At 74.1% G+C, this 18,722-nt stretch carries 15 protein-coding genes; 9 read left to right on the forward strand and 6 right to left on the reverse strand.

Annotation, left to right across the window (positions count from 1 at the left end):
* Window positions 1-56 precede the first annotated feature (56 nt).
* Entirely contained in the window at window positions 57-2,564 is a 2,508-nt protein-coding gene (locus HUT16_RS07895) for an excinuclease ABC subunit UvrA (RefSeq protein WP_176186793.1), read from the forward strand.
* A 641-nt stretch (window positions 2,565-3,205) separates the two neighbouring features.
* Complete coding sequence (locus HUT16_RS07900; RefSeq protein ID WP_176186795.1) at window positions 3,206-4,039, forward strand: HEAT repeat domain-containing protein; 834 nt, start codon at window positions 3,206-3,208, stop codon at window positions 4,037-4,039.
* An 84-nt stretch (window positions 4,040-4,123) separates the two neighbouring features.
* On the opposite strand, the gene HUT16_RS07905 is transcribed toward HUT16_RS07900, so the two are convergent.
* Entirely contained in the window at window positions 4,124-4,489 is a 366-nt protein-coding gene (locus HUT16_RS07905; protein WP_176186797.1) for a MerR family transcriptional regulator, read from the reverse strand.
* A 191-nt stretch (window positions 4,490-4,680) separates the two neighbouring features.
* Window positions 4,681-5,730, reverse strand: coding sequence for an NADP-dependent oxidoreductase (locus tag HUT16_RS07910; RefSeq protein WP_176186799.1), 1,050 nt, complete (start codon window positions 5,728-5,730; stop codon window positions 4,681-4,683).
* Window positions 5,731-5,866: 136 nt separating this feature from the next.
* Here HUT16_RS07910 and HUT16_RS07915 point away from each other — a divergent pair, with 136 nt between their 5' ends.
* The 6 genes from HUT16_RS07915 to HUT16_RS07940 all read left to right on the forward strand — a co-directional run bounded on the left by HUT16_RS07915 (window position 5,867) and on the right by HUT16_RS07940 (window position 11,322).
* Entirely contained in the window at window positions 5,867-6,385 is a 519-nt protein-coding gene (locus HUT16_RS07915; protein ID WP_176186801.1) for an N-acetyltransferase, read from the forward strand.
* Between the two features lie 127 nt (window positions 6,386-6,512).
* Complete coding sequence (locus HUT16_RS07920; protein WP_176186803.1) at window positions 6,513-6,944, forward strand: VOC family protein; 432 nt, start codon at window positions 6,513-6,515, stop codon at window positions 6,942-6,944.
* 111 nt (window positions 6,945-7,055) lie between these two features.
* Window positions 7,056-7,622, forward strand: coding sequence for a DinB family protein (locus HUT16_RS07925; RefSeq protein ID WP_176186805.1), 567 nt, complete (start codon window positions 7,056-7,058; stop codon window positions 7,620-7,622).
* Window positions 7,623-7,864: 242 nt separating this feature from the next.
* Entirely contained in the window at window positions 7,865-8,881 is a 1,017-nt protein-coding gene (locus HUT16_RS07930; RefSeq protein ID WP_176186807.1) for an isopenicillin N synthase family oxygenase, read from the forward strand.
* 595 nt (window positions 8,882-9,476) lie between these two features.
* Window positions 9,477-10,412: a hypothetical protein gene (locus tag HUT16_RS07935; RefSeq protein ID WP_176186809.1), complete on the forward strand. Its 936-nt coding sequence runs from the start codon at window positions 9,477-9,479 to the stop codon at window positions 10,410-10,412.
* Window positions 10,413-10,581: 169 nt separating this feature from the next.
* A complete protein-coding gene (locus HUT16_RS07940) occupies window positions 10,582-11,322 on the forward strand; it encodes a MerR family transcriptional regulator (RefSeq protein WP_176186811.1) in 741 nt (246 codons plus the stop codon).
* On the opposite strand, the gene HUT16_RS07945 is transcribed toward HUT16_RS07940, so the two are convergent.
* The 4 genes from HUT16_RS07945 to HUT16_RS07960 all read right to left on the reverse strand — a co-directional run bounded on the left by HUT16_RS07945 (window position 11,316) and on the right by HUT16_RS07960 (window position 17,285).
* Entirely contained in the window at window positions 11,316-13,478 is a 2,163-nt protein-coding gene (locus HUT16_RS07945; protein ID WP_176186813.1) for a 3-hydroxyacyl-CoA dehydrogenase NAD-binding domain-containing protein, read from the reverse strand. The genes HUT16_RS07940 and HUT16_RS07945 overlap by 7 nt on opposite strands.
* Window positions 13,479-13,519: 41 nt before the next feature.
* Entirely contained in the window at window positions 13,520-14,740 is a 1,221-nt protein-coding gene (locus HUT16_RS07950) for an acetyl-CoA C-acetyltransferase (protein WP_176186815.1), read from the reverse strand.
* Window positions 14,741-14,848: 108 nt separating this feature from the next.
* Window positions 14,849-15,991: an acyl-CoA dehydrogenase family protein gene (locus HUT16_RS07955; RefSeq protein ID WP_176186817.1), complete on the reverse strand. Its 1,143-nt coding sequence runs from the start codon at window positions 15,989-15,991 to the stop codon at window positions 14,849-14,851.
* Between the two features lie 100 nt (window positions 15,992-16,091).
* Window positions 16,092-17,285: a CaiB/BaiF CoA-transferase family protein gene (locus tag HUT16_RS07960; RefSeq protein ID WP_176186819.1), complete on the reverse strand. Its 1,194-nt coding sequence runs from the start codon at window positions 17,283-17,285 to the stop codon at window positions 16,092-16,094.
* A gap of 512 nt (window positions 17,286-17,797) precedes the next feature.
* Between HUT16_RS07960 and HUT16_RS07965 the strand changes: the two genes are divergently transcribed.
* Complete coding sequence (locus HUT16_RS07965) at window positions 17,798-18,517, forward strand: GNAT family N-acetyltransferase (protein ID WP_176186821.1); 720 nt, start codon at window positions 17,798-17,800, stop codon at window positions 18,515-18,517.
* Window positions 18,518-18,722: the final 205 nt, after the last annotated feature.

Genomic DNA, 18,722 nt, shown 5'->3' on the forward strand with positions numbered 1-18,722 from the left:
GTTGGATCGGGGCGGCGGCGTCGCCACGGGGGCCGCCGGACGGAGGGACGAGGACGATGAGCGGCGCGGCAGGGACGGGCGGCGGGGACGAGCGGCACCCGGCGGACAGCCACGACCTGATCCGGGTGCACGGGGCCCGGGTGAACAACCTCAAGGACGTCAGCGTGGAACTGCCCAAGCGCAGGCTGACGGTGTTCACCGGGGTGTCGGGCTCCGGCAAGAGCTCGCTGGTGTTCGGGACGGTCGCGGCGGAGTCCCAGCGGCTGATCAACGAGACGTACAGCGCCTTCGTGCAGGGCTTCATGCCCTCGCTCAACCGCCCCGAGGTGGACGTGCTGGACGGCCTGACCACCGCGATCGTCGTCGACCAACAGCGGATGGGCGCGGACCCGCGCTCGACGGTGGGCACCGCGACGGACGCCAACGCGATGCTGCGGATCCTGTTCAGCCGGCTCGGCGACCCGTACGTCGGCCCGCCGCCCGCGTTCTCCTTCAACGTGCCGACGGTGCACGGCGCGGGGGCGATCACGGTGGAGCGCGGCGAGGGGACGACGACCGAGAAGCGGACGTTCGGGCGGGCCGGCGGGATGTGTCCGCGCTGCGAGGGGCGGGGCAGCGTCTCGGACATCGACCTGGGGCAGCTGTACGACGGCTCGAAGTCGCTGAACGAGGGCGCGCTGACCATCCCCGGCTACCGGTCGGGGGGCTGGAACTACCGGCTGTACACCGAGTCCGGCCTGGTCGACCCGGACAAGGCGATCGACGCGTACAGCGAGCAGGAGCGGCACGACTTCCTGTACCGGGAGCCGGTCCGGATGAAGATCGCCGGCATCAACATGACCTACGAGGGCCTGGTGCTGCGGGTCCAGAAGTCGATGCTCGCCAAGGACCGGGCCGCCCTCCAGCCGCACATCCGCGAGTTCGTGGACCGGGCGGTGGCCTTCACCACCTGCCCGGAGTGCGAGGGCACCCGGCTGAGCGCGGGCGCCCGGTCCTCGAAGATCGGGGGCGTCTCGATCGCCGACGCCTGCGCCCTGCAGATCAGCGACCTCGCCGACTGGGTACGGGAGTTGGACGCGCCGTCGGTGGGCCCGCTGCTGGAGTCGCTGGGCCGACTGCTGGACTCGTTCACCCGGATCGGCCTGGGCTACCTCTCGCTGGACCGCCCGGCCGGGACGCTGTCGGGCGGCGAGGCGCAGCGGGTGAAGATGATCCGGCACCTGGGCTCCTCGCTGACCGACGTCACGTACGTCTTCGACGAACCGACCACCGGGCTGCACCCGCACGACATCCAGCGGATGAACGGGCTGCTGCGGGAACTGCGCGACAAGGGCAACACGGTGCTGGTGGTGGAGCACAAGCCGGAGACCATCGCGATCGCCGACCACGTGGTCGACCTGGGGCCGGGGGCCGGTTCGGCGGGCGGCGAGGTGTGCTTCGAGGGCAGCGTGGACGGGCTGCGGGCCAGCGGCACCGTCACCGGCCGGCACTTCGACGACCGGGCCTCGCTCAAGCCGGAGGTGCGCACGCCCACCGGGGTGCTGGAGGTCCGCGGGGCCGACACGCACAACCTGCGGAAGGTCGACGTGGACGTGCCGCTGGGCGTGCTGACGGTGGTGACGGGCGTGGCGGGCTCCGGGAAGAGCTCGCTGGTGCACGGTTCGCTGGTGAGCGGCGCGGCACTGGCGGGCGGGGTGGCGGGGGCGGGCGGGGTGGCAGGGGTAGCGAGGGCGGGCGGCGCGGCGGGGGCGGGCGGCGCGGCGGGGGCGGGCGGGGTGGCGGGGAATGTGGCGGCAGGGGGTGTGGTGGCGATCGACCAGAGCCCGATCCGGGGCTCTCGGCGCTCCAACCCGGCGACGTACTCGGGCCTGCTGGAGCCGATCCGCAAGGCCTTCGCGAAGGCGAACGGGGTGAAGCCGGCCCTGTTCAGCGCCAACTCGGAGGGTGCCTGCCCGACCTGCAACGGCGCGGGCGTGGTCTACACCGACCTGGGGATGATGGCCGGGGTCGCGACGGTCTGCGAGGAGTGCGAGGGCAAGCGCTTCCAGGCCGCGGTGCTGGAGTACCGGCTCGGCGGGCGGGACATCGCCGAGGTGCTGGCGATGTCGGTCGACGCGGCGAAGGAGTTCTTCGCCACGGGCGAGGCCCGCACGCCCGCCGCGCACACCGTCCTGAAGCGGCTCTCCGACGTCGGCCTCGGCTACCTGACGCTGGGCCAGCCGCTCACCACGCTCTCCGGCGGCGAGCGCCAACGCCTCAAGCTGGCCGCCCGGATGGCCGAGAAGGGCGGGGTGTACGTACTGGACGAACCGACCGCCGGACTGCACCTGGCCGACGTCGAGCAACTGCTCGGCCTGCTGGACCGGCTGGTCGACTCCGGCACCTCGGTGATCGTGGTCGAGCACCACCAGGCGGTGATGGCGCACGCCGACTGGATCATCGACCTCGGCCCGGGCGCGGGCCACGACGGCGGACGGATCGTCTTCGAGGGCACGCCCGCCGCGCTGGTCGCGGACCGCACCACGCTGACCGGGCGGCACCTGGCGGAGTACGTGGGGGCCTGACGCCGCGTCGGTGTCGGTGTCGGTGTCAGTGTCGGTGTCGTGACATCTGTGCCGTGACACCTGTGTCGTGGCGTTGGTGTCACGGCGTTGGTGTCACGGCATTGGTGTCACGGCATTGGTGTCACGGCATTGGTGTCACGACACAGGTGTTGTGACACGGATGTCGCGGCATGGGTGTCGTGACATCCGTGCCGCCTCACCGATGTCGCATCATCGATGCCGCGACATGGGTGTCGCAGCACGAGTGTCGCGACATCGACGTCACGGCACGGGTGTCACCTCATCGATGCCGCGTCATTGGTGCTGCGCCATTGGTGCTGCGTCATAGGTGCTACGCCATCGATGTGCCGACACGGATGACCCAACATCGGTGCACCATCACCGATGACCCATCACTGACGACCCGTCACCGACCGTCGCCGTGACCTGCGCCCGAAGCAGTCGAGCGGCGACGGTCGGCGACGGCGCCGATCCCTTCCGTGACGCTCCATCACTCCTCCGCATCACCTCGGCAAAGTTTTCGCCCACGGCTGGAAATCCACACGACAGCGCGGCGGTCCCGGCCGAGAATGACAGCCGATCTTCACGGGGTACGACTTCACTGGGCACTACGGAGTACGGGGGAGCACATGACCACGGAAATGCCACTGACGGAGCTGGACGCCGCGCTGTGGGAGGGGCTGGAGACCGCGCACTGGTCGAGCCCGGCGACGATGGTGCCCAGGGTGCTGCGCCGGCTGGCCCTGGCCGGTCCGGACGCCTCCGCCGAGGACTGCGAACTGCTGCACTGTCTGGTTCCCGAGCCCGGTCGGCCCGCGCCGTCCGCCGCCCACGTGGCGCTGCCGTTCCTGCTCGAACTCGCGACCGACCCGGGGATGGGCGCCACCCGCGTCCCGCTGACCGTCCTGCTGGCGCGTCTGCTGCACACCGCCGCCGACCTGCCCGAGCGGTACCGCTCCGGCGCCCTGCCGCTGCTGGCCGACCCGGACCCGGCGGTCCGCCGCGCCGCGCTCCCGCTGGCCCCGGACCCGGCCACGCTGCTCGGCCTGTGGCGCACCGAGAGCGAACCGTCCGTCCGGCTGTCTCTGCTGCGCGCCCTGGCCGCCACCGGCACCACCGGCGCCCGCGCCGTCCTCGCCGAGACGCTCACCGAGGAGCACCCGGCGCTGTACGTCGCCGCCGTGCACGCGTCCGCCGCGTTCGACGCCGACCTGCCGGTGCGTCACCTCGACCGGCTGCTGATCCTGCTCACCGATCCGGCGCTGCGCCCTCTCTTCGAGAACGTCTGGTACACCCCGCACCGCCCCGGTCCGCTGACCCGCGAACACCTGCTCTGGTCCACCTACGGGCTGCTGGCGCACCGCCCCGACCTGCAGGGCGCCTTCCCCGGCGAGTTGCTCGCCGCGGCCGACCGCGCCGACGACGAGGCGCTGCGCCGCGAGGCCGTACTGCTGGCCCGGCACCACGCGGGCTGACACCTCCGCCTTCCGTCCCCGTCCCCGCGCGCCGTCTCTCCGCAGGGCAAGACAGGGCAAGACAGGGCCGAGCCGGGCCGGGCCTCAGCCCTCGGTGGCGCCCCTGGCCGCACCGGCCAGGGCCGCGCGGAGTCGGGTGAGCCGAGCGATCTCGGCGTCCAGCGCGGCCAGTCGGCGCCGGACGACGGGGCCGCCGCTGCCGCCCCGGCAGCGGCGGGCCGGGTCGGCGACCAGCAGGTCGAAGGACTCGGCGTGGCCGCGCAGGTCCTCGATGGTGAGGCCGAGGGAGAGCAGTTCGCGGATCACCCGAATCCGGGCCACGTCGGTGCCGTCGTAGACCCGCTGGCCGCTGGACGTGCGGACGGGGGGCGGCATCAGGCCGCGCTGCTCGTACAGGCGCAGTGCCCTGGGCGTGGCTCCGGCGGCGGCCGCCGCGTCCCCGATCCGCATGTCCGTCACGTCCTCCCCGCTGGCCGGTGCTCGGTCGAACCACCGGGGCGGGACGGGCATTCCCCGGTCCGGGCCGGGGTTGCCCGTTACGGCTCCGCCCGTTGGGGTTCTGCCCGTTGGGGTTCTGCCCGTTGGGGTTCCACCCGCGACGGCTCCGCCTGTACCGACTCCACGCGTGACGGCTCCGCCCGCTACAGCTCGACCAGGACCGCGCCGAAGTGCCGACCCTCGATCAGTTCCTGGAACGCCTGCGGGGCTCGTTCCAGCCCGGCCACCTTGACGTGCGGGAAGGTGATCTCGCCGGAGCGCAGCCAGTCCCCGAAGCGCGGCAGCCACTCGGCGACCGCCTCCGCGTACCCGGCGTTCGAGTACCCGGCCAGCCGCACGCCCTTGACGATGACCTGGAAGGCGTCCAGGCGCAGCGGGGTGGCGGCCCCCGGGACGTCGCCGAACTGCTCGGAGAGCACGCCGACCAGGGCGACGCGGGCGCCGGGGCGGGCGGCGGCGAGGGCGGCCTCGGCCTGGTGTCCGCCGACGGTGTCGAGCAGCACGTCGATGCCGTCGGGGGCGGCCTCGGCGAGCTGCCGGGCGAACCGTTCGGCGCGACCCGGGCCGCCCGCAGTGCCGTCGGCCGTCCGTTCGTCCACCAGGACGGCGTCGTAGCCGAGTTCGCGCAGCCGCTCGGCCTTGGCCGGGGAGCCGGTGGTGCCCAGGACGGTGCGCGCGCCGAGCAGTCTGGCGATCTGGCCGGCCATCGTGCCGACGGCTCCGGCGGCGCCGGTGATCAGGACGGTGTCGCCGGGTGCGACGGGTGCGGTGCGGGTCAGCGCGCCGTAACCGATCGCGCCGGGCGAGAGCTGGGCGGCCGGGTCGGTCAACTTCTCTTCCAGCGGGGTCAGTTCGGCCGGATCGGCGACCGCGTACTCCCGCCAGCCCTGGAAGTGGGAGACCAGGTCGCCGGGGCGCAGCCCGCTGTCCGCCGGGGCGTGCAGCACCTCCCCGACGGCGGGTCCGAACAGGGTGTCGCCGGGCTCGACCGACGGGATCGGCGTGCCGGGCGGGGTGTCGCCGAGCAGGGTGGCCAGGCCCGGGTAGAGCAGGAACCACCGGTTGCGCAGCAGTACCCGGCCCTCGGCGGGCTCCGGTGCGGGCACCTCGGCCACGGTCAGGTCGGCGGCGACCGGACGGCCCTGCGGGCGGCGGGCGAGTCGGACCTCGCGGACTGTTCCGGGCAGACTCATGACGGCTCCTCGGTCCTCGGGGGGGTGCCGGGCGCGGCTCGAACGGCGGCGCCGGGCGGGAAGTTCCGGAACGCTAGCCCCTGACCCGCGGGTCAGGGTCAAGTGACGCGGCCGGACGACGGGAACGGAGCGGGAGATGGACGTACGGGTGCGCACCGGGGTGCCGGGGGACGCTGCCGGGCTGGTGCGGCTGGCCGGGCAGGTCGAGCACTGGTTCGGGCCGATGGTCGACGACCCCGGTTTCCACACCGCCGTCGCGGAGCAACTCGCCTGCGGCAGCACACTGGTGGCCTTCGACGGCACAGGCAGTACGGGCAGCAGTCCGGGCAGCAGTCCGGACGACGCGGGAGGCGGCGGCGTCCTGCTGGGCGGTCTGCTGGTGGGCCACCACCCGCCGGTGTGCCACCTGCACTGGCTGGTGGTGGACGACCGGGCCCGTGGGCTGGGCCTGGGCCGGGCCCTGGTCGCCGAGGCGCTGGCCCGCCGCCCGGCCGGGGTGCGGACGGTCGAGGTGGTGACCTTCGGCGCGGACCACCCCGGCGCGGTGGCCAGCGGCGCCCGGGTGTTCTACGAGCGCCTGGGCTTCTCCCCCGCCGAGGCCACCGACCCGGGCCCGGAGGGCGGTTCGCGCCAGGTGTACCGGCGCGCGCTCTGACGGGACCGCGCCGCCGCGCCACCGAAAACTGACGCGGCGTCAACCTCTCGGCGCGGCACCGCACTCCGGCCCGGCGCGCGGCCTAGGGTGGGCCCGCCGAGAGCCGTCGCCGCAGGATGGAGCCGAGATGACCGGGGCCGCCGTTCCCCCGCCGCCGCAGGTGTGGCCGAGCCTACGGGCGCGGGACGCCCGGGCGTTGATCGCCTTCCTGGTCGAGGCGTTCGGCTTCGAGGCGACCGCCGTGTACGCGGACGGCGACCGCGTCCAGCACGCGCAGCTGTCCTGGCCGCCGGGCGGTGGCGTCATGCTGGGTTCGGCGCCCGCGGAGGACGGCCCCGGCGCGTCCGACGACCCGTGGCCGCTGCGTCCGGGCACCTTCGGCGCGTACGTGGTCACCGACGATCCGGACGGGCTGTACCGGCGGGCCGTCGCGGCGGGCGCCGAGGTCACCGCGGGGCTGCACGAGACGGACTACGGCTCGCGGGACTTCGCGGTCCGCGACCCGGAGGGGAACCGGTGGTCCTTCGGCACGTACCGCGGCGAGCCGCGCCGCGCGTGACCGGCCCGTGAAGCGGCCCGTGAACCGGCCCGTTGACCGTCACACGGTGACCGGCCCGTTGACCGGCCCGTTGACCGGCCCGATGTCGGTCCCTGCTGGCAGGCTGGCCCGATGAGCGAAGAACCCACCGGCACCACCTCTCCGCAGAACTTCTCCCCCGCCTGGTCCGACGCCGTCGGTCGGACCGATCCCCCGCTGGTCGGCGACGAGCGGGAGATCCTGCTGTCGTACCTCGAGTTCCACCGCGAGACCTTCGCGCTGAAGTGCGCGGGCGTCCCGACCGGCCGGCTCTCGGAGTTCCTGGTGCCGCCGTCCGGGCTGACCCTGCACGGCCTGGTCCGGCACCTGGCCGGGGTGGAGCAGTGGTGGCTGCAGATCCAGTTCACCGGGGACGAGTCCCGTCCGGTGCTGTACTACTCGGACGACGACCCCGACCAGGACTTCGAGCGCCTCGACGGGGACTTCGACCAGGCCTTCGCCACCTGGCGCGCCCAGGTCGAGATCTCCCGCCGGATCGTCGCCGACACCCCCTCGCTGGACGCCACCGGCGTCCACAAGGCCACCGGGCAGCCGGTCTCGCTGCGCCGGATCCTGGTGCACATGCTCGCCGAGTACGCCCGCCACAACGGGCACGCGGACCTGCTGCGCGAGCGCATCGACGGCGTCACCGGCTACTGATCCGGCCACCGGCGCCGCCGCCCGACGTTTCCCACCGCCCGGTGTTGCCCGCCGCCCGGCGTTCCCCGCTGCCGTCCGGGGTGCGCCGGGCGTAGCCTTGAACGGGTGCCCTTCCCCGTCGGCCGCCGCCGCGCGGGCCTGCTCCGCGCCACGGGCCTGCTCCGCCCCGCGCCACGAGCCCGCCCGTCCGCCCCGGCCGGCTCCGTCCCGTTCCCCGTCGCCACCCCCGCGGACGCACCCCCATGACGCAGCAACACCCCGACTCCCTCCCCGTCATCGACCTCTCGCTCGCCGACGGCGCCCCCGCCGACCGGGCCCGCCTGCACCACGAGCTGCGGACGGCCGCGACCGGGGTCGGTTTCCTCCAGCTCACCGGCCACGGCGTCACGCCCGCCGAGACCGCCGCCCTGACCTCCGCGATGCGGGCCTTCTTCGCCCTCCCCGAGGCCGACCGGCTGGCCGTCAGCAACCTCAACTCCCCGCACTTCCGCGGCTACACCCGCACCGGGGACGAGCGCACCGGCGGCCGCCGCGACTGGCGCGACCAGCTCGACATCGGGCCCGAACTGCCCCCGCACGTCCCGGCTCCGGGCGAGCCCGCGTACTGGTGGCTGGAGGGGCCCAACCAGTGGCCGCCCGCGCTGCCCGAGCTGCGCCCGGCCGCCCTGCACTGGATCGACCGCCTGGACGCCGTCGCCCACCGCCTGCTGCACGAGCTGCTCGCCTCGATCGGCGCCCGCCCGGACTTCTACGACGACGCCTTCGCCCCGCACCCCCACCTGCACCTCAAGCTGGTCCGCTACCCCGGCAGCGCGCCCGACGGCCCCCCGCAGGGCGTCGGCACCCACAAGGACTACGGGTTCATCACGCTCCTGCTCCAGGACAGCGTCGGCGGCCTCCAGGTCGAGCGCCCGGACCGGACCTTCCTCGACGTGCCCCCGCTGGAGGGCGCCTTCGTGGTCAACCTCGGCGAGCTGCTGGAGGTCGCCACCGACGGCTACCTCAAGGCCACCTCGCACCGCGTGGTCTCCCCGCCCGGCGCCCGCGAGCGCTTCTCCGTCCCGTTCTTCTACAACCCCCGCCTCGACGCGCACATCGCCCCGCTCGACTTCCCGCACGCCCACCACGCCCCGGGCATCACCCAGGACCCTTCGAACCCGCTGCACGCCGACTTCGGCACCAACGAACTGAAGGGATACTCCCGGGCCCACCCTGCGGTCACCAGGCGCCACCACCCCGAACTGCTCCCGCTCGGCTGACCGGCGACCACCGGCGGTATGCTCCCCGCCCTGGCACGGGAGGGGGGACGGGGCATGACCGCGTACGACCACTGGTTCCGGCTCGACCTGGAGGTGACGGGCACGCCCGGCGGCCGGGCGAAGCTGCGCTCCGGGCTGGAGGCGCACGGCTGGGTGGTCACGGTGCTGGACGAGGACGGGCCGCGCCGGGCCCGCTGGCTGGTGGAGGCCGGGATCACCGGGGCGCGCGCCGGGGCGGCCCTCGCGGTGCGGCTCACCCTCGACCGGCTGGTCGGACGGAGCCCGGCCGAGGCCGACCTGCGGCTCCAGGAGCCGGTCGTCCACCGGGAGCCGCCGCGCGGGCGGTACCTGGTGCGGCGCCCGGTGCCCGGACCGGCCCGGCTGCGGCCGCTGCTGGCCCGCACCCGGCTGTTCGACACCGGGCGCGAGCTGTTCCTGCCGCCGGGCCCCGACGTCCGGGCCCGGGCCGGGGCGGAGGCGGTCCGGGCGCTGCCGGGCGTCGCGCTGCCCCGGCGGACGGCGAGCCGCACCCGGTCGGCGCCGAACTGGACGGGGCGGGCCCACCGGCGCCCTCACCCTGCCGGTCCGGACGGCGGTGCCGCTGCTCGTCTGCGGGGTGGTGGCCGTCCTGCTGGTCGGGCTGGCGCTCGGCAGCCTGCACGCGGGCCCGGCACTCTGGGCGGCGGCCCTGCCGCTGGTCGCGGCGGCGGGCGCGCTGCTGGCGGCCGTGCTCGTGCACACGCCGCACTGGACGGCCGGTCCGCCGTCCGGCACCCCGGCCGCCTGCGCCGCCGGAGCCCTCGGGGCACCGGCCCTCGCCGGACTGGCCGCGCTGGCCGGTGCGTCGTCGGCCCGGCTGTGGCCGACCGCCCTGGCCGCGGTCGGCGTGCTGCTGTGCGGCAACGGGCTGCGGCTACTGCTGCGCGGCCTGACCTGGCAGGCCACCGCCGCCTGGCTGGTCCCGGCGCTGCTGCCGATCGTGCTGGTCGGGCTGCCCGGGTTCGGCTTCTCGCTGCACGCCTTCTACCTGGACGGCTTCGGCCTGAACCGGGAGGACGCCCAGATCCCGGCGCTCTGGCAGGTGATCGCCGACGCCAAGGCCCTGGTGGTGGTGGCGGGCCCGCTGGTCGCCGTGTCGCTGCTCGGCTACGCCCGCCACCTGCACGCCTTCCGGACGCTGGGCGGGGTGTCGGTGGCGGCGCTGCTGCTGCTGGTCGCCTTCGCGGGGGCGGTCGTGCTCTACCAGACGCAGGTCATCGCGCCCGCCGCGCACGCCGCCGGCACCGCCCGGCAGCAGGCCCGGGCGGGCCGCCAGCCCGCGCCGTACTTCGGCATCGCCCCGCGCCGGGTCTGCCTGCGTCCGGTGGGCGAGGCCGGGTGGGACGGGGCCGCGCCGGTGGCGGAGCACCCGTACCTGGTGTTCCCGGCCGCCGGGGACTGGGCCGCGCTGTGGGACGTCCGGACGGGCGAGACCGTGAACGTGAAGCGCGAGCAGTACCGGATCAGCGACTCGACCGCGCCGGGCTGTTGACCGTCCGGCCCCGTGCTGCCACCGTCCGGCCCCGTCCGACCGTCCGGCCCCGTCCGACCGTCCGGCCCCGTGGGGCCGGGCGGTCCTGGTGGGACCGGGCGGGCAGGTGCGACACTGCTGGTGTCACAGTGGGGCCGGAACGAGGGGCCGGGACGAGGGGTCGGGTGTGGTGGACGGGCCGCGGTGGACGGTGGAGGAGCTGGCGGGGCGGGCCGGGGTGACGGTGCGGACGCTGCGGTTCTACGGCGCGAAGGGGCTGCTGCCGCCGCCGGAGCTGGGGGCGCGGCGGGTGGGGTGGTACGGGGCCGAGCACCTGGGGCGGCTGGAGCTGATCGAGGAGTTGCAGCGGCAGGGGCTGACGCTGGCCGCGATCGAACGGTACCTGGCGCAGCTCCCGCAGGACATCGGCGAGTTGGACCTGGCGATCCACCGGGCGCTGGTCGCGTCCTGGACGCCGGAGTCGGCCGAGGAGGCGGGCCGGGAGCAGGTGGAGCGGCGGGCCGGGCGGCCGCTGTCGGACGCGGACCTGGACTCGCTGGCCGCGATGGGCGCCCTGCACCGCACGGCGGACCCGGAGGTGTTCAAGGTCGATCCGGGCCTGCTGCCGCTGGGCGTACGGGTGTTGGACGTGCCGATCCCGCTGGAGACGCTGCTCGCGGCCCGGGCGGTGGTCCGGCTGCACAGCCGGGCGACGGCGCGCGACCTGCACCGCCTGTTCCGGGACACGGTGTGGCGCCCCTACCGGGAGAGCGACCCGGAGCCGGCCGAGCTGGAGCGGATGCGCGCGCTGACCGACCGGATCCAGCCGATGGTGGTGCAGGCCCTGGTGACGGCGTTCCAGCGGTCGCTGGCCGAGGAGTTGGCCCGCCCCCACCCGGAGGAGGGGGCGGGCCGGACGGAGGATCAGTAGCGGCCGCCGCTCTCGGCGAGGGCGACCAGCGAGGCGGGCGGGGTGAAGCGTTCGCCGTAGGCGGCGGCGAGTTCGCGGGCCCGGGCGGTGAACCCGGCCGGGCCGCCGGGGTAGCCGTTGACGTACTGGAGGACGCCGCCGGTCCAGGCGGGGAAGCCGATGCCCAGGATGGAGCCGATGTTGGCGTCGGCGGCCGAGGTGAGGACGTTCTCGTCGAGGCAGCGGACGGAGTCGAGCGCCTCGCTGAACAGCATCCGCTCCTTCATGTCCTCGAACGGGATCTCCGCGCCCGGGCGGGCGAAGTGCTCGCGCAGGCCGGGCCAGAGGCGGGTGCGGTGGCCGTTCTCGTACTCGTAGAAGCCGGCGCCGCCGCTGCGGCCGGGGCGGTCGAACTCGTCGAGCATCCGGTCCAGGACGTCCTCGCCGGGGTGGGCGGTCCAGGTGCCGCCGGCCTCCTCGACGGCGCGGCGGGTCTCGTTGCGGATCTTGCGCGGCAGGGTGAGGGTGAGCTCGTCCAGCAGCGCGAGGACCTTGGCGGGGTAGCCGGCCTGGGCGGCGGCCTGTTCGACGGAGGACGGGTCGAGGCCCTCGCCGATCATGGCGACGCCCTCGTTGAGGAACTGGCCGATCACCCGGGAGGTGAAGAAGCCGCGGGAGTCGTTGACCACGATCGGGGTCTTGCGGATCTGCCGGACCAGGTCGAAGGCCCGGGCGAGCGCCTCGTCGCCGGTGCCCGGGCCGCGAATGATCTCCACCAGCGGCATCTTGTCGACGGGCGAGAAGAAGTGCAGCCCGATGAAGTCGGCGGGCCGGTCGACGCCTTCGGCGAGCAGGCCGATCGGGAGGGTGGAGGTGTTGGAGCACAGCAGCGCGTCGGGGGCGACCACGTGCTGGATCTCCTGGAACACCTTGTGCTTGAGCTCGGGGTTCTCGAAGACCGCCTCGATGACGGTGTCGCAGCCGGCCAGGTCGGCGGGGTCGGCGGTGGGGGTGATCCGGGCCAGGAACGCGGCGCGCTCGTCCTCGGTCATCCGGCCGCGCGCCACCTGCTTGTCCAACAGGCCCGCGCTGTAGGCCTTTCCGCGGTCGGCGGCCTCCCGGGTGACGTCCTTGAGCAGGACCTCCAGGCCCGCCTTGGCGCAGGAGTACGCGATGCCCGCGCCCATCATGCCCGCGCCCAGCACGGCGACCTTCGCGGCCTTCCGTTCGGGCACCGAACTCGGGCGGGAAACACCGGAGTTGACGGCCTGCATGTCGAAGAAGAAGGCCCGGATCATGTTCTTGGAGGTGGGCCCGCAGGCGAGTTCGGTGAAGTACCTGGCCTCGATCTCGAACGCGGTGTCCACGTCGACCTGGGAGCTCTCCACGGCCGCCGCCAGGATGTTGCGCGGCGCCGGGTAGGGCGCCCCGGCCAGCTGCTTGCGCAGGTTGGCCGGGAAGGCGGGCAGGTTGGCGGCGAGCGCGGGGGTGCTGGGCGTGCCGCCGGGAATCCGGTACCCCTTGTGGTCCCAGGGCTGCAGGCTGACCGGGTTGGCGGCGATGAAGGCGCGCGCCTTGGCGGCCATCTCCTCGGCGCTGTCGGCGAGTTCGTGCACCAGGCCGTTCTCCAGGGCCTGCGCCGGGCGGTACTGCCGCCCCTGGAGGAGCACCTTGAGCAGGGCGTCGGTGATGCCGAGCATCCGCACGGTGCGCACCACGCCGCCACCGCCGGGCAGCAGGCCGAGGGTGACCTCGGGCAGGCCGATCTTGCTGCCCGGGGCGTCCAGGGCGATCCGGTGGTGGCAGGCGAGCGCGATCTCCAGGCCGCCGCCGAGGGCCGCGCCGTTGATCGCGGCGACCACCGGCTTGCCGAGCGTCTCCAGCCGGCGCAGTGCCCGCTTGATCCGCATCGAGTCGGTGAACACCCGCGCCGAGTCGTCCGGTCCGGCGGCGGAGAGCATCTTGAGGTCGCCGCCGGCGAAGAAGGTCTTCTTCGCGGAGGTGACGATGACGCCGGTCAACTCCTCGGTGGAGGCCAGCCGTTCGACCGTCGATTCGAGGGCGTCGGTGAACGCGGCGTTCATGGTGTTGGCGGACTGGGCGGGGTCGTCGAGGACGAGGGTGACCACGCCGTCCTGGTCCTGCTCCCAGCGGATGGGGCTGCTCACGTCGGTCATGTCTGTGAAGTCCTTGGGTGTGTACGTGAGTTGACGGGTAGTCAGGCGGTGACGCGCTCGATGACGGTGGCGATGCCCATGCCGCCGCCGACGCACAGGGTGGCCAGGCCGTAGCGCAGGTCGCGGCGTTCCAGCTCGTCGATCAGGGTGCCGATCAGCATGGCGCCGGTCGCGCCGAGCGGGTGGCCCAGCGCGATGGCGCCGCCGTTGACGTTCACCTGGTCGTGGCGGAAGCCGAGTTCGCGCATGAAGCGCAGGGCGACGGCGGCGAACGCCTCGTTGATCTCGACCAGGTCGATGTCGGCGGCGCTCAGCCCGGCCTTGGCGAGCGCCTTGCGGGTGGCGGGGGCGGGGCCGGTGAGCATGATGGTGGGCTCGGAGCCGGAGACCGCGGCGGAGACGATCCGGGCCCGCGGGGTGAGGCCGTAGCGCTCGCCGATCTCGCGCGAGCCGATCGCGACCAGGGCGGCGCCGTCCACGATGCCGGAGGAGTTGCCCGCGTGGTGGACGTGGTCGATGGACTCCACCCAGTGGTACTTCTGCAGCGCGACGGCGTCGAAGCCGCCGAGCTCGCCGATGTCGGCGAAGGACGGCTTGAGCCCGGCCAGCGTCTCCACGGTGGTGCCGGGGCGGATGAACTCGTCGCGGCCGAGCACCACCAACCCGTTGCGATCCAGCACCGGCACCACCGAGCGGTCGAACAGCCCGTCCGCCTGGGCCTTCGCGGCGCGGGCCTGCGACTCGGCGGCGAACGCGTCCACGTCGGTGCGGGTCAGGCCCTCGACGGTGGCGATCAGGTCGGCGCCGATGCCCTGCGGGACGAAGCCGGTCTCGTACGCGGTCATCGGGTCGGCGAACCAGGCGCCGCCGTCGGAGCCCATCTTCACCCGGGACATCGACTCGACGCCGCCCGCCAGGATCAGGTCCTCCCAGCCCGAACGGACCTTCGCCGCGGCCAGGTTGACGGCCTCCAGGCCGGACGCGCAGAAGCGGTTCTCCTGCACGCCCGCGACGGTGTCGGGCAGCCCCGCCGCGATCGCCGCGACCCGGGCGATGTCGGAGCCCTGGTCGCCGATCGGGCTGACCACGCCGAGCACGATGTCGTCGATCGCCGCCGGATCCAACGACGGGAAGCGGCGCCGCAGTTCGTAGATCAGGCCGACCACCAGGTCGATCGGCTTGGTGCCGTGCAGGGAGCCGTTCTGCTTGCCGCGCCCGCGCGGGGTGCGGATCGCGTCGTAGACGTACGCTTCGGTGGTCACGGGTTCGGGTGCCTTTCGGACGGAGGGTTCGGGCGGGCTTCGGGCGGGCTTCGGGCGGGGGGGGTTCGGGCAGGGGGTCGGGCAGGGGGTCGGGCGGGGGGTCGGGCTTCAGGAGAGCAGGGAACGGCCGACGATCTCCTTCATGATCTCCGTGGTGCCGCCGTAGATGGTCTGGACGCGCCCGTCGGTGAACGCCCGGGCGACCGCGCTGTCACTCATGTATCCCGATCCGCCGTGCAGTTGCAGGCAGCGGTCGGCGGTCCGCTTCTGCAGTTCGGTGGCCCACCACTTGGCCATCGAGGCGTCCACCGGGGTCAGCGCGTACCGGTTGTGCTCCAGCACGCAGCGGTCCACGAAGGTGCGGGTGACGGCACACTCGGTGGCCAGCTCGGCGATCTCGAACCGGACATGCTGCAGCTTGGCCAGCGGCCGGCCGAACGCGGTGCGCTGCTTGACGTACGCGATGGTCTCCGCGAGGACGAACTCCGCGGCGGCGATCGCGGCGACCGCGATGGCCAGCCGCTCCTGGGCCAGGTTGCGCATCAGGTGCAGGAAGCCCTGGTGCTCCTCGCCGAGCAGGTTGGCCTTCGGGACGCGCACGTCGTGGAAGAACAGCTCGGCGGTGTCCTGGGCCTTCTGACCGATCTTGTCGAGGTTGCGGCCGCGCTCGAAGCCCGGCGTGCCGCGCTCGACCACCAGCAGGCTCAGGCCGTGCGCGCCGCCCTCGGCGGTGGTCCTGGCGACCACCACGACCAGGTCGGCGAGGATTCCGTTGGAGATGAAGGTCTTGGCACCGTTGAGCAGGTAGTGGTCGCCCGCGTCGACCGCGGTGGTGCGGATCGCCTGCAGGTCGGAGCCGGTGTCGGGCTCGGTCATCGCGATGGCGCCGATCAGTTCGCCCGAGCAGAACCCGGGCAGCCAGCGCTGCTTCTGCTCCTCGGTCGCCAGACCGGTCAGGTACGGGCCGACGATGTCGTTGTGCAGGCCGACGGCCAGCCCGCTGGCCCCCGCCCGGACGAACTCCTCGGCCAGCACGGCGGCGAACCGGAAGTCCGGGCTGCCACCGCCGCCGTAGCGCTCCTCCACGGCCAGGCCGAGCAGCCCGGCCTTCCCGGCGGCCAGCCAGGCGGAGCGGTCGACCACGCCCTGCCGCTCCCAGCGGGCGTGGTGCGGGACGACCTCCCGGGCCAGGAAGGCCTGGACGGTGGCACGGAAGTCCTCGTGCTCCTCGGCGTAGAGCTCGCGCTGCACGGGCGGATCCCTTCAGGAAGTGTGCGGGGTGGGAGTGTGCGGGGCGGGTGCCTTACGGGGTGAGCGCTTCACGGGGTGGGTGCTTCACGGGGTGAGCGCCTTACGGGGCGGGTTGGTGCGGGGCGGGGGTGTCCGGGGCGGGGGTGTCCGGGTCGGGGGCTTGCGGGGTGCGGGAGTCGAGGGCGGGGACGGCCCAGTCGCGGGCCACCTCGGCGGTGTGCTCACCCGGCCGGGCGGGCGGGGTGCGCAGCGCGCCCGGGGTGGCGGAGAAGCGCGGGGCGGTGCCGGGCTGGAGCGTGCCGTCCCGCTCGGTGTAGCTGCCGCGGGCGGCCAGGTGCGGGTGCGCGGCGGCCTGGCGCAGCGTCAGGACGGGGGCCACGCAGGCGTCGTGCCCGGCGAACAGTTCGGTCCACTCGGCCTGGGTGCGGGTGGCGAAGCGGGCGGCCAGGACGGCCCGCAGTTCGGGCCAGCGGGCCAGGTCGTACTGGTCGGAGGCGTCCGCGTCCAGTTCCAGCAGGCGGGCGAACTCGGCGTAGAAGCGCGGCTCCAGCGGGCCCACCGCCATCCAGCGGTCGTCCGAGGTCCGGTAGGTGCCGTACCAGGGGGCGCCACCGTCCAGCAGGTTGGCGCCGCGCCGGTCCTGCCAGAGTCCGGCGTCCAGCAGGCCCCACAGCATGGTGGACAGGTGCGCGGCGCCGTCCACGATCGCGGCGTCGACCACCTGGCCGGTGCCGGTGGCGCGGGCGTGGTGCAGCGCGGCGAGCAGGCCGACCACCAGGTAGAGCGAGCCGCCCGCGTAGTCGCCGAGCAGGTTCGCCGGGATCGCCGGCGGCCCGTCGGCCGGACCGATCAGCCCCAGCAGCCCGGACGTCGCCAGGTAGGTGACGTCGTGCCCGGCGCGTTCGGCGAGCGGACCGTCCTGGCCCCAGCCGGTCATCCGGCCGTACACCAGCGCGGGGTTGTGGGCCAGGCAGTCGTCCGGGCCGACGCCGAGGCGCTCGGCGACGCCGGGACGCCAGCCCTCGATCAGCAGGTCGGCCCGGGCCGCGAGGTCCCGCACCGCGGCGGCGCCCTCCGGTGCCTTCAGGTCGATCAGCACCGAGCGCTTGTTCCGGTTGGTCAGGTCCCGCCCCGGATCGGGCCCGAGCACCTGCCCGCCGGGCCGGTCCACCCGCACCACGTCCGCCCCCAGGTCCGCGAGCAGCATGGCGGCGAACGGCCCGGGCCCGATGCCCGCGAGTTCCAGCACCCGAACCCCCGCGAGGGGGCCGGCGGAGGGTGTTGCGGGGGTCATCGTCGACCGCCTCCCAGGTTTGACAGTGAAGCTGTCACAGTGGCGATGATAAGGACGTGACTCGCCAGTAACAAGAGCCCGGCGCGGCCGGGCCCGGGAGCTGCGGCGGCGGGGCGACGGCGGAAGGACGGACACGGCAGGTGGGGCGCGGGTGGTGGGGCGCGGGTGGTGGCGGGTTGGCGGGGCGGCCTTTGCGTTTCCGTCGGGTCGGGTGTCGTGGCGTGGGTGGCGCGACACGAATGACGCGGCACGGATGTCGCAACACGGATGCGGTGACACGGATGCGGTGACATGAGTGTCGCAACACGAATGCCACGACACTGATGTCGCAGCACGAATGCAGCGGCATGGATGAGGCGACATCGATGTCGCGGCACGAATGCCGCAACACCGATGCCACTGCACGGATGTCACGGCACGGATGTCACGGCACGGATGTCGCGACATGGATGCTGTCGCGGGACAGTGCGCGATCATGGGGTGGACCGATCGACCCGGAGGGACCCGAGCCCATGCGTGACCTCGAATCCGAACTCGACACCACCGTGCTCGACGACCCCGTGGGGGCCTCGCTGGGCGGGGCGCACGCGCACCTGGCGCGGCGGCACGGGGAAGCGGTGCGGTACGACCCGGAGGTGGCGAGCTTCAGCAGTGTGGGTGCCGCGCCGGGGCCCGGGGCCTGGGACGACCTGGTCGGGCTGTTGGGGGCCGGGGAGTTCGCGGACCTGTTCAACTGCCCGGCGCTGCCGCCCTTCCACTGGAAGCCCGAGTTCATCCTGGTCGGGCACCAGTTGGTGCAGGCGGAGCAGGCGGAGCAGGTCCGTCCGGCCGCGCCCGCGGGGCTGCGGGTGGTCGAGCTGGGGGCCGCCGACGTGCCCGCGATGCTGGAACTGGTGGAGCGCACCCGTCCGGGCCCGTTCCGGCCGCGCACCCGCGAGCTGGGCACCTACCTGGGTGTCCGCGACGGTGACGGCGCGCTGCTGGCGATGGCCGGCGAACGCCTGCACCCGCCGGGTTTCACCGAGGTCTCCGCCGTGTGCACCGCCCCCGAGGCCCGCGGCCGGGGCCTGGCCGGGTACCTGGTCGGCGAGTTGGCCGCCCGGATCACCGCGCGCGGCGAGCGCCCGTTCCTGCACGTCGCCGCCACCAACACCGGCGCGCTCGCACTGTACGAGCGGCTCGGCTTCGTCCGCCGCGCCGACGTGGTCTTCCGCGGCTTTCGCACGCCCTGAGCGCGTCGTCCTGGACACGTCGCGAGCACGCCCTGAGCGCGTCCCGAGCACGCCCCGTGCCAGGTCCCCGCACCAGGGCCCCGTACAGGCTCCGTACAGGCCCCGACCCGGCGGACAGGGCGGACGATGGCGGCGACTGCACGAAGTCGACACCCGGTCGGGCCGGGTGTTGTGTCCTTCCGACCTGGGCCGTGACCCGGGGGGT

This window comes from Kitasatospora sp. NA04385 (assembly GCF_013364235.1).
GTDB lineage: Bacteria > Actinomycetota > Actinomycetes > Streptomycetales > Streptomycetaceae > Kitasatospora.